The organism is Streptomyces sp. NPDC111802 (genome assembly GCF_055634335.1).
On the sequence record NZ_JBVKCZ010000011.1, the window covers coordinates 52,347 to 69,484 of the forward strand.

Here is a 17,138-nt window from a genome sequence, read left to right on the forward strand (position 1 = left end):
GGCCAGGTGCTCGGAAGCTGTCAGGAGGTCAGCCTTCAACCTCAAGCTCGCTTGAGGTCAAGGGCGTGCCGGCCGAGGGCCAGGGACACGGCGGTGAGCGCGCTGTTGAAGGAGACCTCGGACAGCACGCCGGGGGCGGCGACCTGATCGCCCGCCAGATAGACACCGTCGCCCCGGTCGACTGCCGGGCGGTCGCGCCAGCTGGTGCCGGGCAGGTCGACGGCGCCGGTACGGCCGTTCGCGAGGGCCTCGCGCCGCCAGGTGACGCGCTCGCGCCAGCCAGGGAAGCCGAGGTCGAGCAGCCGCTCGGCACGGGCGATGCCGTCGGCCCTGGACTCGTGCGGGGCGATCGGGATCTGTCCCTGGATCAGTTGCTCACCGGCCGGCGCCAGCGACCGGTCCTGCGCGGTGAACCGCTCGATCCAGCCGGTCTCGTCGAGATCGGAGACGACGAAGGCGTCCCCGCGCCGGGTACGTACGGCGAGGTCGATGAGGGCGGTGCGACCGCTCGTCCAGGTCAGGGAGTCGTCCTTCAACAGGCGGCGGGCCGAGTCTAGGGAGGTGGCGACGACGACGGGCGCGTCGGTCGTCAGGCTGTCGAGGCCGTCGAGGCTGTCGACGCGGGAGAGGGTCTCCATCCGCACCCCGAGATTCCACGCCCGCGCCGCCATCCGGTCGATGACTTTCGCCCAGCCGCCCACCGGATAGTGCGCCTCCGGCGGCAGCTTGGTTGCCCGGCGCAGCCGCTCCCGCACGAACGCCGCCGACAGGGCACCGGGGTCGTGGTGGAACAGGGCGACGGCCGAGTAGTGCGCGGCGGCACGGGCGCCCTCCTCGCCGGCGATACCGGTGGCCCAGGTCATGAAGTCGACGTCGACGGGCGCCTGCGGCAGGGCGGGCCTCAGCAGCTTGAGCATGGCGAAGGGCGGGGTGCGGCGCAGGACGCCGCGGTGCCGCAGCCGGAGCCGGGCGGCCTCCAGGGGCGGGATCGGCGCGAGCGGCCCGATGAGGTCCCGCTGCTTGAGCCAGGCCCAGTGCGGGCCGCCGCTGTACAGGGCGTGCGGTCCCTCGTTGGTCCGGTACGGCCCCTCGGCGGTCCGCGCCCGTCCGCCGAGGGTGTGGTGGGCTTCGTACACGGTGACCTTGGCGCCCGCCTCGGCGGCGGTGATGGCCGCCGTGAGTCCGGCGAAGCCGCCGCCGATGACGGTGATGCGGTGCATGGCTGGGGTCTCCCTCTTGATCGGCGTCGTCTTGTCGGGTTCTGCCGCGGCGCGTTCCTCTGTGTCGCGTTCTGCGTCGTGTGCGTCGCGTTCTCTGCGAGTACGACGGCGTGGGGGACCCGGAATGTGACATGGGCGGTGTTTTCGCAGGTCAGGGTGGTTGTCAGTGGTGGGGTGCAACATGGGGGCATGGCGAGGAGAGCGATGGGTGAGGGCGGAGTGAAGGGGGCGCGGCGGCCGGAATTGCGGTTGCCGGCGCTGGAGGCTTACCGGGACGGGCAGTTGGAGGCGGACGGGGACTACGACAGCCTGGAGTTCCGTGAGGAGGACCTCACCGGGCAGAACGGCCGGGGTGCCCGTTTCATGGACTGCGCGCTGAAGGGCTGCGTCCTGGACGAGACGGCGCTTCATCACGCCCGGATCCTCGACTCCGTCCTCACCGCGCCACGGGGTGTCGGCACCGACCTGGCGGAGTCGACGCTGCGGGACGTGGAGCTGATCGACGCCCGCCTGGGCGGGGTGCAGCTGCACGGGGCCGTTCTGGAGCGGGTCGTGATCCGGGGCGGCAAGATCGACTACCTGAACATGCGCAAGGCCAGGCTGAGAGACGTCGTCTTCGAGGGCTGCGTCCTGGTCGAGCCGGACTTCGGGGGTGCCCGGCTGGAGCGGGTGGAGTTCACGGACTGCGCGGTGAAGGGGGCGGACCTCACGGGGGCGACGCTGGCGGACGTCGATCTGAGAGGGGCGGCGGAGCTGGAGATCGCGCGGGGGGTGGACCGGCTGGCCGGGGCGGTGATCAGCGCGGCTCAACTGCTGGATCTGGCGCCGGTGTTGGCTGCGCAGTTGGGGGTGCGGGTGGAGGGGTGAGGGGCCTTGGGGTGGGGCGGTCTTCGGAGGTGGGCCGGTCTTTCGGGGTGGGCCCTTGGGGTGGGCTGGGCTTCGGTGGGCGGCCTTGCGGGGGCGGTGATTCGGTGCGGGGCTTTGTGGTGGGGGGTCTTGCGGGGGGCGGTGATTCGGTGCGGGGCTTTGTGGTGCGGCGCCTTGCGGGGGCGGTGATTCGCTGCGGGGCCTTGCGGTGGAGGGCCTTGCGGAGCCGGCGATTCGGTGAGCGGCCTTGCGGAGGCCGGCCATTCGGTGAGCGGCCTTGCGATGACCGGTGATTCGATGGCCGGCGATTCGATGGGCGGCCGTGTGGCAGGCGGCCTCCCGGTTCACGTCACTCGGGGATAGCGGGCCTGGAGTGCCCAGATCGCCGGGTTCTCGCCCAGGTCGTCGTGCAGGTCGATCAGGTCGGCGAGGAGGTCGTGCAGGAAGTCGCGGGCCTCGCGGCGCAGTTCGGAGTGGGAGAAGGACAGCGGGGGTTCCTCCGCCGGCATCCAGTCCGCCTCGATGTCCACCCAGCCGAAGCGCCGCTCGAAGAGCATGCGGTCCGTGGACTCGGTGAAGTCCAGTTCCGCTCGCTGGGGGCGGGAGGCGCGGGAGCCTGCCGGGTCCCGGTCCAGCCGTTCGGCGATGTCGCACAGGGCCCACGCGAAGTCCAGTACCGGCACCCATCCCCAGGCTGTGGACAGCTCCCGGTCCGCCTTGGTGTCGGCGAGATAGACGTCCCCGCAGAACAGGTCGTGGCGCAGGGCGCGGACGTCCGCGCGGCGGTAGTCCGTCTGCGGGGGGTCCGGGAAGCGGGTGGAGAGGGCGTAGCCGATGTCGAGCACGGAGGTGATGGTGTCACGGCCCGCCGCTCATAGGATCACTGGCGTGTCCCGTTCCGCGTCTGTTGTCCCGACCGTCCGTTCCCTCCCGGCCGTCGGCTGCGCCCTGCTCGCCCTCGCCCTCACCGCGTGCGGCGGCGGAGTGCATGGCACACCGGGCGGTTCCGGCGTACGCGACCCGTACTTCCCGAAGGCGGGCAACGGCGGCTACGACGTCACGCACTACGCCCTGGACCTCGCCTACGACCCGGATGACCGCCACCTCGCAGGCACGGCGGAGATCACCGCACATGCGGGCAAGGACCTCTCGGCCTTCGACCTCGATCTGAAGGGGATGGACGTCGAGCGGGTCTCGGTGGAGGGTGAGCGGGCCCGCTGGAGCCGCAACGGCCAGGAGCTGGTGGTCCGTCCGCGCGACGAGCTCGACGAGGGCGAGACCTTCCGGATCGACGTCCGCTACTCCGGAACTCCGGGGACCGTCACCGACCCCGACGGTTCCGAGGAGGGCTGGCTCGCCGCCGCCGCCGACGGCTCGCTCGCCCTCGGGGAGCCGGTGGGGTCCATGGCGTGGTTCCCGGGGAACCACCACCCGTCGGACAAGGCGTCGTACGACATCTCGGTCACCGTGCCGGAGGGGCTCCAGGTCGTCTCCAACGGGGAGTTGGCCGATCGGAGCACCAACCCCGACAAGCGCCGTACGACATTCCACTGGCGCACGGCGGAACCCATGGCCACCTACCTCGCGACGCTCGCGATCGGCGACTACGACATCCGCCGCTCCACGGTCCCGGGCGCCGCGGGGCGCCCGCTGTCCGTCTACACCGCGGTCACGCCCTCCCAGGCCGCCCCCGCCCGCAAGGTGCTGGCCCGGATCCCCGAGATCATGGAGTGGGCGGAGTACAACTTCGGCCCCTATCCCTTCTCCTCCACCGGAGCGATCGTCGCCGCCGAGGAAGCCTCCGGCTACGCCCTGGAGACCCAGAACCGGCCCGTCTTCCCCGGCGCCCCCAGCACCGAGCTGCTCGTCCACGAGCTCGCGCACCAGTGGTTCGGCAACTCCGTGACGCCCAGGAGCTGGCGGGACATGTGGCTGAACGAGGGCTTCGCGACCTACGCGGAGTGGCTGTGGCAGGAGGACAACGGCGGCGACAGCGCCCAGGAGACCTTCGACGCCCTGTACGACCACGGCGAGGACGACCACGAGGACCTCTGGTCCTTCCCGCCCGCCGAACCCACGAGCGCCGCGAACATCTCCGACTCCCCGGTGTACGAGCGCGCCGCGATGGTCCTCCACAAGATCCGCCGAACGGTCGGCGACGACACCTTCTACGACATCGTCCAGGGCTGGGCGGCAGCCCACCGTCACGGGAACGCGGACACGGACGACTTCACGGCCTACGTCGAGAAGAAGGCCCCGGACAAGGACTTCACCGCCATCTGGGAGGACTGGCTGTACGGCGAGGGCAAACCCGACCGCCCATGACACCCCCGGCCCCTCACCCCGTCCGCTCCAGATCCCGCCGCATCGCCGCCCGCGCGGCCCAGACCGCCTCGGCGTGCTTGAGCCGCCGCTCCTGCAACTCCGGCGAGTCGAGCGGCGGATCACCGGCGGCGAACGCGTCCTGGAGGTCCCGCAGGGTCGCGTACACCTCCTCGAGAACGTCCGACATCTCCTGCGGGGCGCATATCAGGGCGCTCTCCCGGGCCTCGTCGCAGCCCGACGCCCGGAACGCCTCCCGCACGGCCGACTCCCGCGCCCCGTCCTCCTGGCCGCGACCCGTCACGGCGGCCGTGTGCATGGCCTCGTAGGCCAGCCGGTACTTCGTCAGGACGGTCACATAGATCTGCTTGCGCTCCTGCCGGGTCCGGTCGGCCAGATCGCGGCGCCGGCGGACATGGTCCGCGAGCAGCGTCGAACCGACACCGACGAGCGCGCCGAGCGCGGTGGCGGCCAGGGTCGTCCAGTCCACGCCGGTTCAGGCTCCGCCGTTACCGGGTGAGGAGGGCGTCAGCTCCTTGCGCAGGACCGTGCAGGGGCGGTCCTCCAGGCGGTCTCTTCCGTAGCCGATGGTTTCGTAGCCGAGGGCGGTCCAGAAGGCGAGGGCGCCGGGGTTGTTGTCGAGGACGGCCAGGCGTACGGCGGTGCGGTCCGCCGAGCGGAAGCGGTCCTCGACGAGGGTGGCCAGCCGCCTGCCGTATCCCTGGCGATGGGCCGTTCCGTCGACCATCAGCAGGCCGATCCAGGGGTCCGGGTCGACGGGGTCCGGATGCTGCGCCAGTGTCACCACGATGCCCACCAGCCGGCCCTCACTGCGTGCGAGCAGGACCTCAGCCCCGGGTTCCGCCAGCTCGTCGGCCAGGGCGGCTGCCACCTGTTCCGGGCGGATGTCGTCCGGGTCCGGGAAGTCGCCGCTGAGCGCGTGGAAGTCGCGGTTGGAGGCGTAGAGGGCGGTCAGCTCGGTGAGGACCGGGGCCGGGATGTCGCGGTCGGGGGTGAGGGGGAGGGCGTCGAGGATCATTCGGGCAACCTATCGAAGGGCCCGAACACCGGAACCCCCGGCCAAAGCCGGGGGTTCCGGTACAGCGTGGTGTCCGTCAGACGTTCACGCCGAAGTCCTGCGCGATGCCGACCAGGCCCGAGGCGTAGCCCTGGCCGACCGCGCGGAACTTCCACTCGGCGCCGTTGCGGTACAGCTCGCCGAAGACCATGGCGGTCTCGGTGGCCGCGTCCTCCGACAGGTCGTAGCGGGCGATCTCGGCGCCGCCTGCCTGGTTGACGATGCGGATGTAGGCGTTGCGGACCTGGCCGAAGTTCTGCGAGCGGTTCTCCGCGTCGTAGATCGAGACCGGGAAGACGATCTTGTCGACATCGGCCGGGAGGCCGGCCAGGTTGACGTTGATCGCCTCGTCGTCGCCCGCGCCCTCGCCGGTGCGGTTGTCACCGGTGTGGACGATGGTGCTGTCCGGCGTCTGCTTGTTGTTGAAGAAGACGAAGTGGGCGTCCGAGTAGACCTTGCCCTGGGGGTTGACCGCGATCGCGGAGGCGTCGAGGTCGAAGTCCGTGCCGGTGGTGGTGCGGACGTCCCAGCCGAGGCCCACGGTGACGGCGGTCAGGCCCGGAGCCTCCTTGGTGAGCGAGACGTTGCCACCCTTGGACAGGCTTACAGCCATTGTTGGGAGTCCCTTCCCTCGTTGCGGTACGGCTAGAAGCTACAGCTACCCCTATGAACGCCGAGAGGGGTACCGCAGGTTCCAGGTGTCTTTACTTTCTTTGCCAAAGAGCACTCTTAGGGGCTCAGGGGATATTCGCGTGACGTGGACCGGACAGACGCGGGAACATGTACGGCATGTCTGGTCCGCACGTCATCCGTGGCTCCGTCTCCCTGCCCGAGGCCGAGCTCATGTGGCGTTTCTCAAGGTCGGGCGGCCCGGGTGGCCAGCATGTCAACACCAGTGACTCAAGGGTGGAGCTGAGCTTCGACCTGGCGAAGACCGAGGCGCTGCCCGAGGTGTGGAAGCGCCGGGCCCTGGAACGCCTGGCCGACAAGCTCGTCGACGGCACCCTCACCGTCCGCGCCTCCGAACACCGCTCCCAGTGGCGCAACCGCGAGACCGCCGCCGTACGCCTCGCGGCGCTCCTCGCCGAGGCGACGGCCCCGCCACCGAAGCCACGCAGGCCGACCCGCATCCCCCGGGGGATCAACGAGCGACGGCTGAGGGAGAAGAAGCAGCGCTCGGACACCAAGCGCGGCCGCTCGGGGCGGGGCTGGGCGTAGGCCCGTACCCGCGTACCACCACGTCTGTCACATCCGCGCCTCCCGATCCGTCAGCCCAGTGACGACGGACCACGACGAGAGGCTGACGACAGATGAGCGCCGACGACACCGACTTCCTCGCCCAGCGCTTCGAGGCGCATCGCGGACATCTGCGCGCCGTCGCCCACCGCATGCTCGGTTCGACCGCCGAGGCCGAGGACGCCGTGCAGGAGGCCTGGTTCCGGGTCAGCAGGTCCGACACCAGCCGCGTCGACAACCTCGGCGGCTGGATGACGACCGTCGTCGGCCGCGTCTGCCTGGACATGCTCCGCTCCCGCAAGTCCCGCGCGGAGGAACCCCTGGACACCACGGCACCCCCGCCCGCCGCCGCGCCCCCCGTCGACCCCGAGCAGGACGCTCTCCTCGCCGACTCGGTGGGCGTCGCCCTGCTCGTCGTACTGGACACCCTGACGCCCGCCGAGCGGCTGGCGTTCGTGCTGCACGACCTGTTCGCCGTGCCGTACGAGGAGGTCGCGGCCGTCGTGGACCGTACGCCGGCCGCCGCACGGCAACTCGCCAGCCGTGCCCGGCGCCGGGTGCGGGGCGCCGATGTGCGCGACCACGACAGCGCACCGCGGCGCAGGCAGTGGGAGGTCGTCGACGCCTTTCTCGCCGCCGCGCGGGAGGGTGACTTCGAGGGACTGCTCGATGTCCTCGACCCGGACGTCATCGCCCGCACCGAGGCCGGGGTGACGACCGGTGCGGCGGCGGTGGCGCGGGGCGCGTCGACATTCGGGTCCGTCGCCCTCGCCGCGCGGCCCGCCCTGGTCGCCGGGCATGCGTTGGTCGACGGGGCGGTCGGGTGCGTGGTGCGGGTCGACGGGCGGGTGGAGCGGGCGTTGAGGTTTGCGTTCGTACGGGATCGGATCGCCGTGATCGACATCGTGACGGCCCCCGAGCGCGTGGCCCGCCTCGACATCGGCCCGGTCTAGACGCCGCCGAGCCGGAAGGCTCAGACACCCCGGGATGAAGCGCCGGCCCCCAGAGGCGTCTCGTCGAGATCCAGCACCCCCACCGTCTGCCCCCCGGACGTCTCCCCGTTCGCCCGGAACCCCAGCCCCAGATAGAAGCCCTGCGGACCGTCGGGCCCCGGATGCCAGGTGACGTAGAGCTCCCGCCCACCGCGTCGCCGTATCTCCCTGGCCACGGACTCGACCGCGAACCGCCCGTACCCCCGCCCCTGCTCCGCCGCGGCGATGTTCAGCCGCCACAGCCCGGAGCGGAACAGGGTGCCGTCGCCGCGCCAGTCGATGTCGAGGAAGGCCATCAGGAAGCCGACCGGGCGGTCGGCGTCGACGATCAGCCGGGGCCAGGCGACGCCTTCGGGATGGACGTATGCCTCGGCGAGGGATTGCGTCACGGGGGAGACCGCGTGTTCCTGGTCGGGGCGGACCCGGATGGCGGTGGCGGTCTCGAAATTCGCAGGTGTGATCTTTTCGAGGTGCATCGTTGAAGTGATCGACGTCATCCGCGCACGATAAGCCGGATGATCATTCGCGGGCCACGGAATTCCCTCCCGACCCCTGCCGCACGATTCGCCCCGACCCCGGCCCCGCGATTCCGCCCGACCCCCCGCACGGAAATCAGCCCAACTGCCGGTAACGGCCCCGGAAATACGTCAGCGGCCCCCCGTCCGCACTCGGCAACGAGGCCGACAGGACACGGCCGATCACCAGGGTGTGGTCGCCGGCCGTCACCCGCTGCTCGGTACTGCACTCCAGCGTGGCCAGGGCGCCGCCCACGAGCGGCGCGCCGGTCTCCTTGCCGCGGACGTACGGGATGTCGGCGAACAGCAGGCGGTCGCTGACGCGGCCCTTCATGGCGAAGCGGCCGGCGATGTGCCGCTGGCTCTCGGCGAGGACCGAGACGGCCCACAGCGGCTGCTCGGCGAGCAGGTCGTCCATGCGGGACCCCTCACGCAGGCTGACCAGCACCAACGGCGGGTCCAGGGACACCGACATGAACGCCGTGGCGGTCATGCCGACGTCCTCGCCGGCCGGTGCGTGCGGATCGTCGGGGTCCAGCGGCGGCTCCAGCGCGGTCACCAGGACCACACCCGCGGCCAACCGCGACATCGCGGCACGGAACTCGTCGTTGCTCACTCCCTCAGCATGCCCAAAGGGGCTGGGGGAGGCGGGGAGGACGGCGGTCACGGGCTGCGCGGGGGGAGAAGTGTTCGGCACGCCGGAAACGCTAATGTCGGTCCCGCGCACCCCACATCGGGCCTGCGCCCGAGAACGGTCCTAGGACTCCGGACGGACCCGCGCGGAAGTGTTCAGGCGGTTTCGTGCGATCTCCACGAACGCACCCACTTTGCGTCCAGTAAACACACAGGAAAAACGCAGAAACACCGCTCAATTGTTCACGTTTACCTGTGACTTGAGTCACAAGAGCCATTAATTGTTGACCCTGTGTACCGAGTGAGCAGCGCGCTGTGATTCAGTGGCGGGGACTAGCAAGGGACGTTACGCCGAAGTAGAACCCTTGATTCGCTGCGAGGTCTCGGGGGGAGGGCGAGCATGGAGACCGAGTCGGAGCCGTATGTCCGTCTTGCGACCCTGCGACAACTGCACCAGGTCATGGCTGACATGAACACGGCCCGGAGTCTGGCGGACACGCTGCAGACCGTGGCCGACGGCGTCGTGAACGGCCTCGGCTACGAGCTCGCGTGCGTCAACCTCGTACGGCCCGACGGCGATCTCGTCGTGGCCGCCTTCGCCGGCAATCCCGCCGCCGAGGCCCTGATCACCGGCCGCGTCGGCTCCCGTGAGTCGTGGGAGCGCCGGCTGAGCATGGGCGAGCACTGGGGCGACCTGGTGTTCATCCCGCACACCGAGGGCTGGGTCCTCGACGACGACGACGTCCCGCAGTGGTACACCGACGGTCCCGCGCCCCGCTTCGAGGACGAGTGGCACCCCTCGGACCGCCTCTTCGCGCCGATGTACACGCCAGGTGTGCAGGGCGGCGCGTGCGGCGAGCTGATCGGGGTCCTGTCCGTGGACCGGCCGCGCAACGGCCGGTTGCCGGGCGCGTGGGGGCGCGAGGCGCTCCAGATGTACGCGTTCCAGGCGGCGATCGCCATCAGCAACGCACGTCTACGCGCGAATATGCAGCGGGCACTGGTCAGGCTCGAACGGGATCAGCAGGCCCTGCGCGCCAGCGAGGAAAGCTTCAGGCAGGCCTTCGAGTACGCCCCCTCCGGCATGGCCATCGCCGAGATGGGCGGCGACCAGCACGGCCGGATCCTGCGCACCAACGACGCCCTGTGCCGGCTGCTCGGCCGCCCCGCCTCCGCGATGCGCCGCTACTCCTTCTCCGACCTCGTCCACCCCGAGGACATCGGCACCCTGCTGCGGACCTCGGCGGAGGGCGGACGGGCGGAGCTCAGGCTCGGGCGCCGCGACGGCACATACGTCTGGGTCTCGCTGCGCAACTCCGTCGTCGCGGACGCCGCCGACGGGCCCCGCTTCCTGCTCACCCACGTCGAGGACATCGAGGACCGCAAGCGCCGCGAGCTGCAGCTCGCCCACCGGGCCTCGCACGACTCGCTCACCGGCCTGCCGAACTCCGCCGAGCTGCGCTCGCGCCTGGCCGCCCGGCTGTGCAAGCGCCCCGCCCACGCGGGCGCCCTGGAGTCCATGGACGTGGCCTACGGCCACCCGGCGGTCTTCGACGCCAACGGCCATGGCTTCGACTTCCCGGGCGCGACGGCGCTCGACGCCTACGACCATCACGTGCACACCATCGCCCCGGACGAGGGCGAGCGGGACGACGGCACCAAGGGGCTCGCGGTGCTCTTCTGCGACCTCGACGGCTTCAAGTCGATCAACGACCGGTTCGGGCACAACGCGGGTGACGCGGTTCTCATCGAGGTCGCGAAGCGGCTGTCCCGCCAGGTCCGTGACGGCGACACCGTCGCCCGGCTCGGCGGCGACGAGTTCGTGATCCTCGCCGACGGGCTCGGCCGGGCCGACGCGCAGGACCTCGCCGTACGTCTGCGTAACGAGATCATCCAGCCGATCCGGGCGGAGGGGCGTGCCGTACGGGTCGGCGCGAGCTTCGGCATCGGGTGGGCACACTGCGGGATGACCGCGGACGAAGTGTTGAAGTCCGCCGACGAGCGGATGTACGTAGAGAAACGATCTCGTCCCAAACAACACAGACGCGCGGGATGAATCCCAGGTCAGCGAGCTGATGCGGTCTGAGTCACCCGTTTGGGCCAGCAGGAGCGGGTAGGCTCGCCTTTCTGACCGTGCTATCGCAACGCCCGCACCTGGTGAGGAGTACCAAGGGATGACGTCCGGCAACAACGGCGCCAGTACGCCCGAGGACGACGACCCGTTCGGCTACCTCTACGCCGACGGGCAGGCCAACGGCGCCCAGCCGCCCTCCGGTGGCTACGGCTACCCGAACTCGGTGGGAGGCAACCGCGCACGCGCGGTCGGACAGCGCCAGTACGGCCAGCAGGCACCGACGGCCGCCTACGGCCAGGTACCGCAACAGCAGGGCACGTACGGCCAGCCGAACGCGCACTACGCGGCACCGGAGACCCTGCCCGGCGGGGCTACCACGGCCCAGACGTCCTACAGCGGCGGCACCGGCCCCGGCCGCGGCGGCCCCAACACCAAGGGCCTCCTGATCGGCGCGATCGCGGTCGTGGCGGCGGTGGTCATCGGGATCAGCGTGGCGATGCTGGGCGGCGACGACGAGAAGGACAAGGCGGGGGGCGACACGGGGGCGACCCCGACTCAGTCCCAGCAGAGCAGCGCGCCGAGCCCGTCGCACAGCAACAGCCAGGCGGCCGAGGACGACCTGCCGACGATCGACGCCAAGGCACTCGCCCTCGCCGGCGGCGCCACCACCGCGTCCGACATCAAGGGCGCCCAGGCGGACGGCGGCGTCTACGTCACCGGCTTCAACGCGGTCGGCTCCTCGGTCACCTGGTCCGTGAACGGCATCCCGAAGAGCGGCAAGTACACCGTGTACGTCGGCTACAGCGTCCCGGGCAAGGACCAGAACGCCACCCTCACGATCAACGGCACGGCGTCCACTGCCCCGGTCGACCTGAAGAACTGGTCGGGCGGCCCCGAGGGCGACTACGAAAAGGGCTGGACGAAGACCTACAACTACGTCCAGCTCAACAAGGGCACGAACACGATCAAGGTGTCCTGCGAGCAGGGCAACCAGTGCGACGCCCTCATCGACCAGATGTGGCTGGTCAAGGGCTGGGTCGACTCGTAGCAGTCAGGCCGCGCTGACCTCCCCGGTCACCGCCACCCGCCCCAGCAGCTCCTCGTAGGCGTCCCGGTCGAACTCTCCGGCCACCGGCGACACGACGCTCGCCGCGCTCAGTGCTGTCGCGCGGGCCAGTCGGTCCGGCCATGGGAGTTTCTCCGCCCACCCCGACAGCAGGCCCGCGACCGCCGCGTCGCCCGCGCCGGTCGGGTTGCCGTGGAGGTGGGTGGGTGGGGTGGCGCGCCAGCGGCCCTCGGGGGTTACCGCGAGCAGGCCTTCCGCGCCCAGGGAGGCCACCACCGCGCGGGCGCCGCGGCGACGCGCGTCCTGGGTCGCGCGTAGCGGCTCGTGGGAGCCGGTCAGTTCGGCCAGTTCGTCGGCGTTCGGCTTGATGAGGTCCGGGCGGGCGGCGACGCCCCGGCGCAGTGCCTCGCCGCTGGTGTCCAGCAGGACGGGGACGTCGGATGCCTTCGCGGCCCGGACCAGGGCGGCGTATGCGCCCACCGGTACTCCCGGCGGCAGGCTGCCGCACAGGGCCACCGCCGACGCCGAGGTGAGGAGATCCTCGTACGCCTTCTGGAAGGCGGACCACTCGGCGGGCGTGACCGTCGGGCCGGGTTCGTTGAGCTGGGTCGTGTCGCCGGTGAGCTCGTCCACCACGGCGATCGTCCGGCGGGTCGGGCCCGTCACCGGCACCAGCGCGTCCACCACGGCCGGCGTGGCCGTGAGCAGGTCCCGGACCACCCGGCCCGTCGCGCCGCCCGTGAAGCCCGTGACCGTCACCTCATGGCCGAGGGCCGCCAGCACCCGGGCCACGTTCAGGCCCTTGCCGCCGGGGCGTTCGGTCACCTCGGAGACGCGGTGGGACGCATGGGGGCGCAGGGACCGTACGCGATAGGTGATGTCGAGAGCGGTGTTCAGCGTGACCGTGAGGATCACCTGTACTCGACCTCCCCCGAAGAGTTCAGCATGTGTGTGCCGTCCGTCTGCCGGATGTTCCGTCCGGCAGATGCCGATCATGCCAAACGGGCGGCAGTCGTCCCAGTCTCGCAGGACAACCACCGCCCCCAACAGGCGGACACATCACCCCAGTTGGGGATCGACCACCCATTCTCCCCGGCGCATGACGCCCTTGAGGTCGAAGTCGGAGTCCAGTACCACCAGGTCGGCGTCCTTGCCGGGCTCCAGTGAGCCGATCCGGTCGTAGCGGCCGAGCAGCCTGGCGGGGTTGGCGGACAGGGCCGCCACCGCGTCCTCGACCGGCAGCCGGTCGATCGTCACCGCCCGCTTGAAGGCGCGGTCCAGGGTGAGGGTGGAGCCCGCGATCGAGCCGCCCTCGACGAGGCGGGCGACCCCGTCGGCGACCTCGACCTCCAGCGGGCCGAGCATGTAGCGGCCGTCGCCGAAGCCGGCCGCGTCCATCGCGTCCGTGATGAACGCGACCCGGTCCGCGCCCGCGTGATGGAACGCCAGTTGCAGGGACGCCGGATGCAGGTGCGTGCCGTCGTTGATCAGCTCGACCGTCACTCGCTCGTCCTCCAGCAGGGCCGCGATCGGGCCCGGCTCGCGGTGACCGAGTGGCGGCATCGCGTTGAAGAGGTGGGTGGCGACCGTGGCTCCCGCCTCGATCGCCTCCACCGTCTGCTCGTACGTCGCGTCGGTGTGCCCGATCGCCGCGATGACACCGTGCTCGGCGAGCAGCCGTACGGAGTCGATGCCGCCCGGCAGTTCGGTGGCGAGGGTGACCATCGTCGCGTGGCCGCGTGCCGCGTCGATCAGCTTGCGGACGTCCGCCGGGGCCGGATCGCGCAGCAGCTCCTCGGAGTGGGCGCCCTTGCGGCACGGGGAGATGAACGGCCCCTCGAAGTGGATGCCCGCGATGTCGCCCTGCTCGGCCAGCTCGGACAGCAGGCCCGCGCGCCGGGTGAGGAAGTCCATGTCGCCGGTGACGGTGGAGGCGACGAGGGTGGTGGTGCCGTGCAGACGGTGGGTGTGGATGCCCTTCAGTACCTCTTCGGGGGTGCCCGAGGTGAAGGAGGCTCCGCCGCCGCCGTGGTTGTGGATGTCGACGAATCCGGGCACCAGGTAGTGGCCGGTCACGTCGATGACCTGGGCGTTCTCCGGGGCTGAGGCGGTGATTCGGGTGCCGTCGACGATCACTTGGCCCCCATTGAGGGTTCCCGTCGGCATGACCACGTTGGCGCCGGACAGGACGAGGGGCGCCTTGTGCGGTGCGGGGTGCGGGTTGTGTGGGGCTGGTCGCGCAGTTCCCCGCGCCCCTAGGTCGGCTGCCATCAGGGAGTTACCTCCGTACGGTCGGTTCGGTCGAGGAGATCCCAGGCCAGGAGGCCGGCACCGAGGCAACCGGCCGTGTCCCCAAGGGCCGCGGGGACGATCTCCGGCAGCTTCTGAAAAGTGACCCGCCGCCGGACGGCCTCCCGCAGCGGTGTGAACAAGGTTTCCCCGGCCTCGGCCAGGCCGCCACCGATGATCAGGGTGCGGGGGTCCAGCAGGGTGAGTGCGGTGACCAGGCCGTCGGCGAGGGCGTCCACGGCCTGCTGCCAGACCCGTACGGCGTTCGGATCGCCGGACGCGACGGCCTTGGCGCAGTCCGCGGCGTCCGCCTCGGGGTCACCGCAGGCGGCGGCCCATGCCTCGCTCACCGCGGCCGCGGAGGCGAACCGCTCCAGGCAGCCGCGCTGTCCGCACGGGCAGGGGGCACCGCCGGGCCGTACGACGATGTGGCCGATCTCGCCCGCGAAGCCGTGCGCACCCGCCTCCACCCGGCCGTCGATGCCGATGGCGCCGGCGATCCCGGTGCCGAGCGGCACGAAGAGGAAGCGGTCGGCACCCCTGCCCGCGCCGATGCGGCCCTCGGCGAGACCGCCGGTGCGCACGTCGTGGCCGAGGGCGACGGGCACGCCGCCGAGCCGGTCGGCCATCAGCTGCCGCAGGGGTACGTCCCGCCAGCCCAGGTTGGCCGCGTAGGCGGCGACGCCGCGTTCCTCGTCGACGATGCCGGGGACGGCGACACCGGCGGCGACCGCGGGCTCGCCGAAGCGCTCCTCGCCGTACGCGCGCAGCTCGGCGGCGAAGTCGAGGATGCCCTCGACGACCGCGTCCGGCCCGCGCTCGCGCCCGGTCGGCCGGCGGGCCTGGTGCAGCAACTCGCCGCTCGCCCCGGCCAGGGCGGCCTTCATCCCGGTGCCGCCCACATCGAGGGCGATGACATGTCTCACGGGGGACAGTGTGGCTTGCGCACCCGGGAGAGGTCTAGTCCACTTACGTGGTGTAGACCTTAGGGGGCAATATGTATGACGTTTCGAAAATCAACCACGATCTTTCGAACATGGGTGTGGGGCGGGTTGGCGTGCAGCGGCGTAGTCGTAGTCGTAGTCGGACGGGAGTGATCGCGGCGGTGTCCGCACTGGGTCTGACAGCGGCCCTGGGCGGCTGTGGGCTCACCGGCGGCTCGGACGAGGTGACGCTGCGGCTGGTCGCCGCGGACTACGGGGACAGCGAGGCGAACGGCTCCCAGAAGTACTGGGACAAGCTCGTCAAGGCGTACGAGGCCGAGCACCCCGGTGTGACGGTCGACGTCACGGTGTACTCCTGGAACGACGTCGACGCCGAGGTCAAGAAGATGGTCGACGCCGGGGAGGCGCCGGACATGGCGCAGATCGGCGCGTACGCCGACTACGCCGCGAAGGGCCTGCTCTACCAGGCCGACGAACTGCTCTCCATCCCCGTCCAGGCCGACTTCGTCGCGCAGTTCGCGGACGCGGGGCAGGTGAACGGGGTGCAGTACGGCATACCGTTCGCCTCCTCCACGCGCCTGCTCTTCTACAACAAGACGCTCTTCGAGAAGGCCGGTGTCGCCGCGCCGACGACCTGGAAGGAGTTGGCCGCCGACGCCGAGGCGCTGAAGGCGGAGGGCGTGAAGTACCCGTACGCGCTGCCGCTCGGGCCCGAGGAGGCGCAGGCCGAGACGATGCAGTGGCTGCTGAGCGGTGGGGGCGGGTACACCGACAGCAATCTCGGTACGTACAGCATCGACGCCCCGGAGAACGTCGCCACCTTCAACTGGCTCAAGAACGACCTGGTCGGCAAGGGGCTGACGGGGCCGGTGGCGCCGGGCGAGCTCAACCGGGCCGACGCGTTCTCGGCGTTCGCGGCGGGGGACGTGGGCATGCTCAACGGCCATCCGTCGCTGATGCAGATGGCCGGGAAGAAGGGCGTGAAGTACGGCATCGTGCCGATGCCCGGGGTGGACGGCCCGAGCAAGGTCTCCATGGGTGTGGCGGACTGGATGATGGCGTTCAAGGAGAACGGCCATGCCGACCAGGTGGGCGAGTTCCTCGACTTCGTCTACGACAAGGAGAACGTCCTGGACTTCTCCCGTGAGTACGACCTGCTTCCGGTCACGAACTCCGCGTCCAGGGTGATGACCGGGGCCGAGCAGGACGCCGGCCTCAAGCCGTTCCTGGAGGAACTTCCGCTCTCCGAGCTCTACCCGGTCGGTCGGACGTCGTGGGCCGCGGTGAGTGCGGACGTCAAGCAGCGGATCGGGAAGGCCGTGTCCCCCGGGGGTAGCCCGGCGGCGATTCTGGGGCAGTTGCAGTCGACGGCTTCGCGGGCGGAGAGTGCGGAGTAGTCGACGTCGGTCGCCGGTCGCCGGTCGCCGGTCGCCGGTCGCCGGTCGTCGGTGGGCCGGTTGTCGGTGGCGGGGGTTACGGTGCGAGCCATGACCCAGGACCAGCCCGACCCCGCCTCTGACCCCGCCTCCGGCCTCGCCGAACGGGAGCGGGCCGTGCTCGCTCTGGAGCGGCGGGGCTTTGCGGGACCTGGCGCGAAGGAGCGGGCGATACGCGAGGAGCTCGGCCTGGCTCCCGTCCGCTACTACCAGTTGCTGAACGCGCTGCTGGACGACCCGAGGGCGCTGGCCCATGATCCGGTGACGGTGAATCGGCTGCGGCGGGTGCGGGAGACTCGGCGGGGGGAGCGGTGACGGGTGCGGGCCGGGAGGTTTCTCGCCCCCGCCGCCCCTACCCGTCCCATCCCCCAGGGGCGCTGCCCCTTCGACCCCGCCAGGGGGCTCCGCCCCCTGGACCCCCGCTCCTCAAACGCCGGAGGGGCTGATTTCGGCCCGCCCGCCGTTT

Annotated in this window: 18 protein-coding genes; 8 read left to right on the forward strand and 10 right to left on the reverse strand. The window is 71.0% G+C overall.

Going from position 1 to position 17,138, the window contains the following annotated elements; all coding sequences use genetic code 11:
* Positions 1-41 precede the first annotated feature (41 nt).
* The gene (locus ACZ7NC_RS14100) at positions 42-1,220 is read right to left on the reverse strand and encodes an FAD-dependent oxidoreductase (protein ID WP_471487981.1); all 1,179 of its coding nucleotides are present in this window, start codon (positions 1,218-1,220) and stop codon (positions 42-44) included.
* A 189-nt stretch (positions 1,221-1,409) separates the two neighbouring features.
* Between ACZ7NC_RS14100 and ACZ7NC_RS14105 the strand changes: the two genes are divergently transcribed.
* Positions 1,410-2,087 (forward strand): pentapeptide repeat-containing protein, encoded by a 678-nt coding sequence (locus tag ACZ7NC_RS14105; RefSeq protein WP_471487982.1) that lies wholly within the window; start codon positions 1,410-1,412, stop codon positions 2,085-2,087.
* A 344-nt stretch (positions 2,088-2,431) separates the two neighbouring features.
* Here ACZ7NC_RS14105 and ACZ7NC_RS14110 read toward each other — a convergent pair whose 3' ends face one another.
* A complete protein-coding gene (locus ACZ7NC_RS14110; RefSeq protein WP_471487984.1) occupies positions 2,432-2,932 on the reverse strand; it encodes a hypothetical protein in 501 nt (166 codons plus the stop codon).
* Positions 2,933-2,975: 43 nt separating this feature from the next.
* Between ACZ7NC_RS14110 and ACZ7NC_RS14115 the strand changes: the two genes are divergently transcribed.
* Positions 2,976-4,412, forward strand: a complete 1,437-nt coding sequence (locus ACZ7NC_RS14115) for a M1 family metallopeptidase (RefSeq protein WP_471487985.1) — start codon at positions 2,976-2,978, stop codon at positions 4,410-4,412.
* Between the two features lie 13 nt (positions 4,413-4,425).
* Here the strand turns inward: ACZ7NC_RS14115 and ACZ7NC_RS14120 are convergent, their stop codons facing one another.
* From ACZ7NC_RS14120 to ACZ7NC_RS14130, 3 genes are all read right to left on the reverse strand, one after another.
* A complete protein-coding gene (locus ACZ7NC_RS14120; protein WP_471487987.1) occupies positions 4,426-4,899 on the reverse strand; it encodes a hypothetical protein in 474 nt (157 codons plus the stop codon).
* A gap of 6 nt (positions 4,900-4,905) precedes the next feature.
* Positions 4,906-5,448, reverse strand: a complete 543-nt coding sequence (locus tag ACZ7NC_RS14125) for a GNAT family N-acetyltransferase (RefSeq protein ID WP_471487989.1) — start codon at positions 5,446-5,448, stop codon at positions 4,906-4,908.
* A 76-nt stretch (positions 5,449-5,524) separates the two neighbouring features.
* On the reverse strand, positions 5,525-6,100 hold the full coding sequence (locus ACZ7NC_RS14130) for a TerD family protein (RefSeq protein WP_471487990.1): 576 nt from the start codon (positions 6,098-6,100) through the stop codon (positions 5,525-5,527).
* Between the two features lie 167 nt (positions 6,101-6,267).
* Here ACZ7NC_RS14130 and arfB point away from each other — a divergent pair, with 167 nt between their 5' ends.
* Together arfB and ACZ7NC_RS14140 are read left to right on the forward strand one after the other, a co-directional pair.
* The gene (gene arfB, locus ACZ7NC_RS14135) at positions 6,268-6,705 is read left to right on the forward strand and encodes an alternative ribosome rescue aminoacyl-tRNA hydrolase ArfB (RefSeq protein WP_471487992.1); all 438 of its coding nucleotides are present in this window, start codon (positions 6,268-6,270) and stop codon (positions 6,703-6,705) included.
* A 92-nt stretch (positions 6,706-6,797) separates the two neighbouring features.
* Positions 6,798-7,676, forward strand: coding sequence for a sigma-70 family RNA polymerase sigma factor (locus ACZ7NC_RS14140; RefSeq protein ID WP_471487993.1), 879 nt, complete (start codon positions 6,798-6,800; stop codon positions 7,674-7,676).
* Between the two features lie 20 nt (positions 7,677-7,696).
* Here ACZ7NC_RS14140 and ACZ7NC_RS14145 read toward each other — a convergent pair whose 3' ends face one another.
* Positions 7,697-8,212, reverse strand: a complete 516-nt coding sequence (locus tag ACZ7NC_RS14145; RefSeq protein ID WP_471487995.1) for a GNAT family N-acetyltransferase — start codon at positions 8,210-8,212, stop codon at positions 7,697-7,699.
* A 115-nt stretch (positions 8,213-8,327) separates the two neighbouring features.
* A complete protein-coding gene (locus ACZ7NC_RS14150; protein WP_471487997.1) occupies positions 8,328-8,927 on the reverse strand; it encodes a flavin reductase family protein in 600 nt (199 codons plus the stop codon).
* Positions 8,928-9,263: 336 nt separating this feature from the next.
* Between ACZ7NC_RS14150 and cdgB the strand changes: the two genes are divergently transcribed.
* Positions 9,264-10,919, forward strand: coding sequence for a diguanylate cyclase CdgB (gene cdgB / locus ACZ7NC_RS14155; protein WP_471487999.1), 1,656 nt, complete (start codon positions 9,264-9,266; stop codon positions 10,917-10,919).
* 118 nt (positions 10,920-11,037) lie between these two features.
* The gene (locus ACZ7NC_RS14160; protein WP_471488001.1) at positions 11,038-11,985 is read left to right on the forward strand and encodes a CBM35 domain-containing protein; all 948 of its coding nucleotides are present in this window, start codon (positions 11,038-11,040) and stop codon (positions 11,983-11,985) included.
* A 3-nt stretch (positions 11,986-11,988) separates the two neighbouring features.
* Here the strand turns inward: ACZ7NC_RS14160 and ACZ7NC_RS14165 are convergent, their stop codons facing one another.
* The 3 genes from ACZ7NC_RS14165 to ACZ7NC_RS14175 form a co-directional block, all read right to left on the reverse strand.
* The gene (locus ACZ7NC_RS14165) at positions 11,989-12,918 is read right to left on the reverse strand and encodes a 1-phosphofructokinase family hexose kinase (protein WP_471488003.1); all 930 of its coding nucleotides are present in this window, start codon (positions 12,916-12,918) and stop codon (positions 11,989-11,991) included.
* A 144-nt stretch (positions 12,919-13,062) separates the two neighbouring features.
* A complete protein-coding gene (gene nagA, locus ACZ7NC_RS14170) occupies positions 13,063-14,274 on the reverse strand; it encodes an N-acetylglucosamine-6-phosphate deacetylase (RefSeq protein ID WP_471488005.1) in 1,212 nt (403 codons plus the stop codon).
* The gene (locus ACZ7NC_RS14175; RefSeq protein WP_471488007.1) at positions 14,274-15,218 is read right to left on the reverse strand and encodes an ROK family protein; all 945 of its coding nucleotides are present in this window, start codon (positions 15,216-15,218) and stop codon (positions 14,274-14,276) included. The genes nagA and ACZ7NC_RS14175 overlap by 1 nt, the downstream gene beginning before the upstream one ends.
* A 110-nt stretch (positions 15,219-15,328) precedes the next feature.
* Between ACZ7NC_RS14175 and ACZ7NC_RS14180 the strand changes: the two genes are divergently transcribed.
* Together ACZ7NC_RS14180 and ACZ7NC_RS14185 are read left to right on the forward strand one after the other, a co-directional pair.
* Positions 15,329-16,633 (forward strand): ABC transporter substrate-binding protein, encoded by a 1,305-nt coding sequence (locus ACZ7NC_RS14180; RefSeq protein ID WP_471488009.1) that lies wholly within the window; start codon positions 15,329-15,331, stop codon positions 16,631-16,633.
* A 90-nt stretch (positions 16,634-16,723) separates the two neighbouring features.
* Positions 16,724-16,987, forward strand: coding sequence for a DUF3263 domain-containing protein (locus ACZ7NC_RS14185; RefSeq protein ID WP_471488011.1), 264 nt, complete (start codon positions 16,724-16,726; stop codon positions 16,985-16,987).
* The last annotated feature ends 151 nt before the right edge of the window (positions 16,988-17,138 follow it).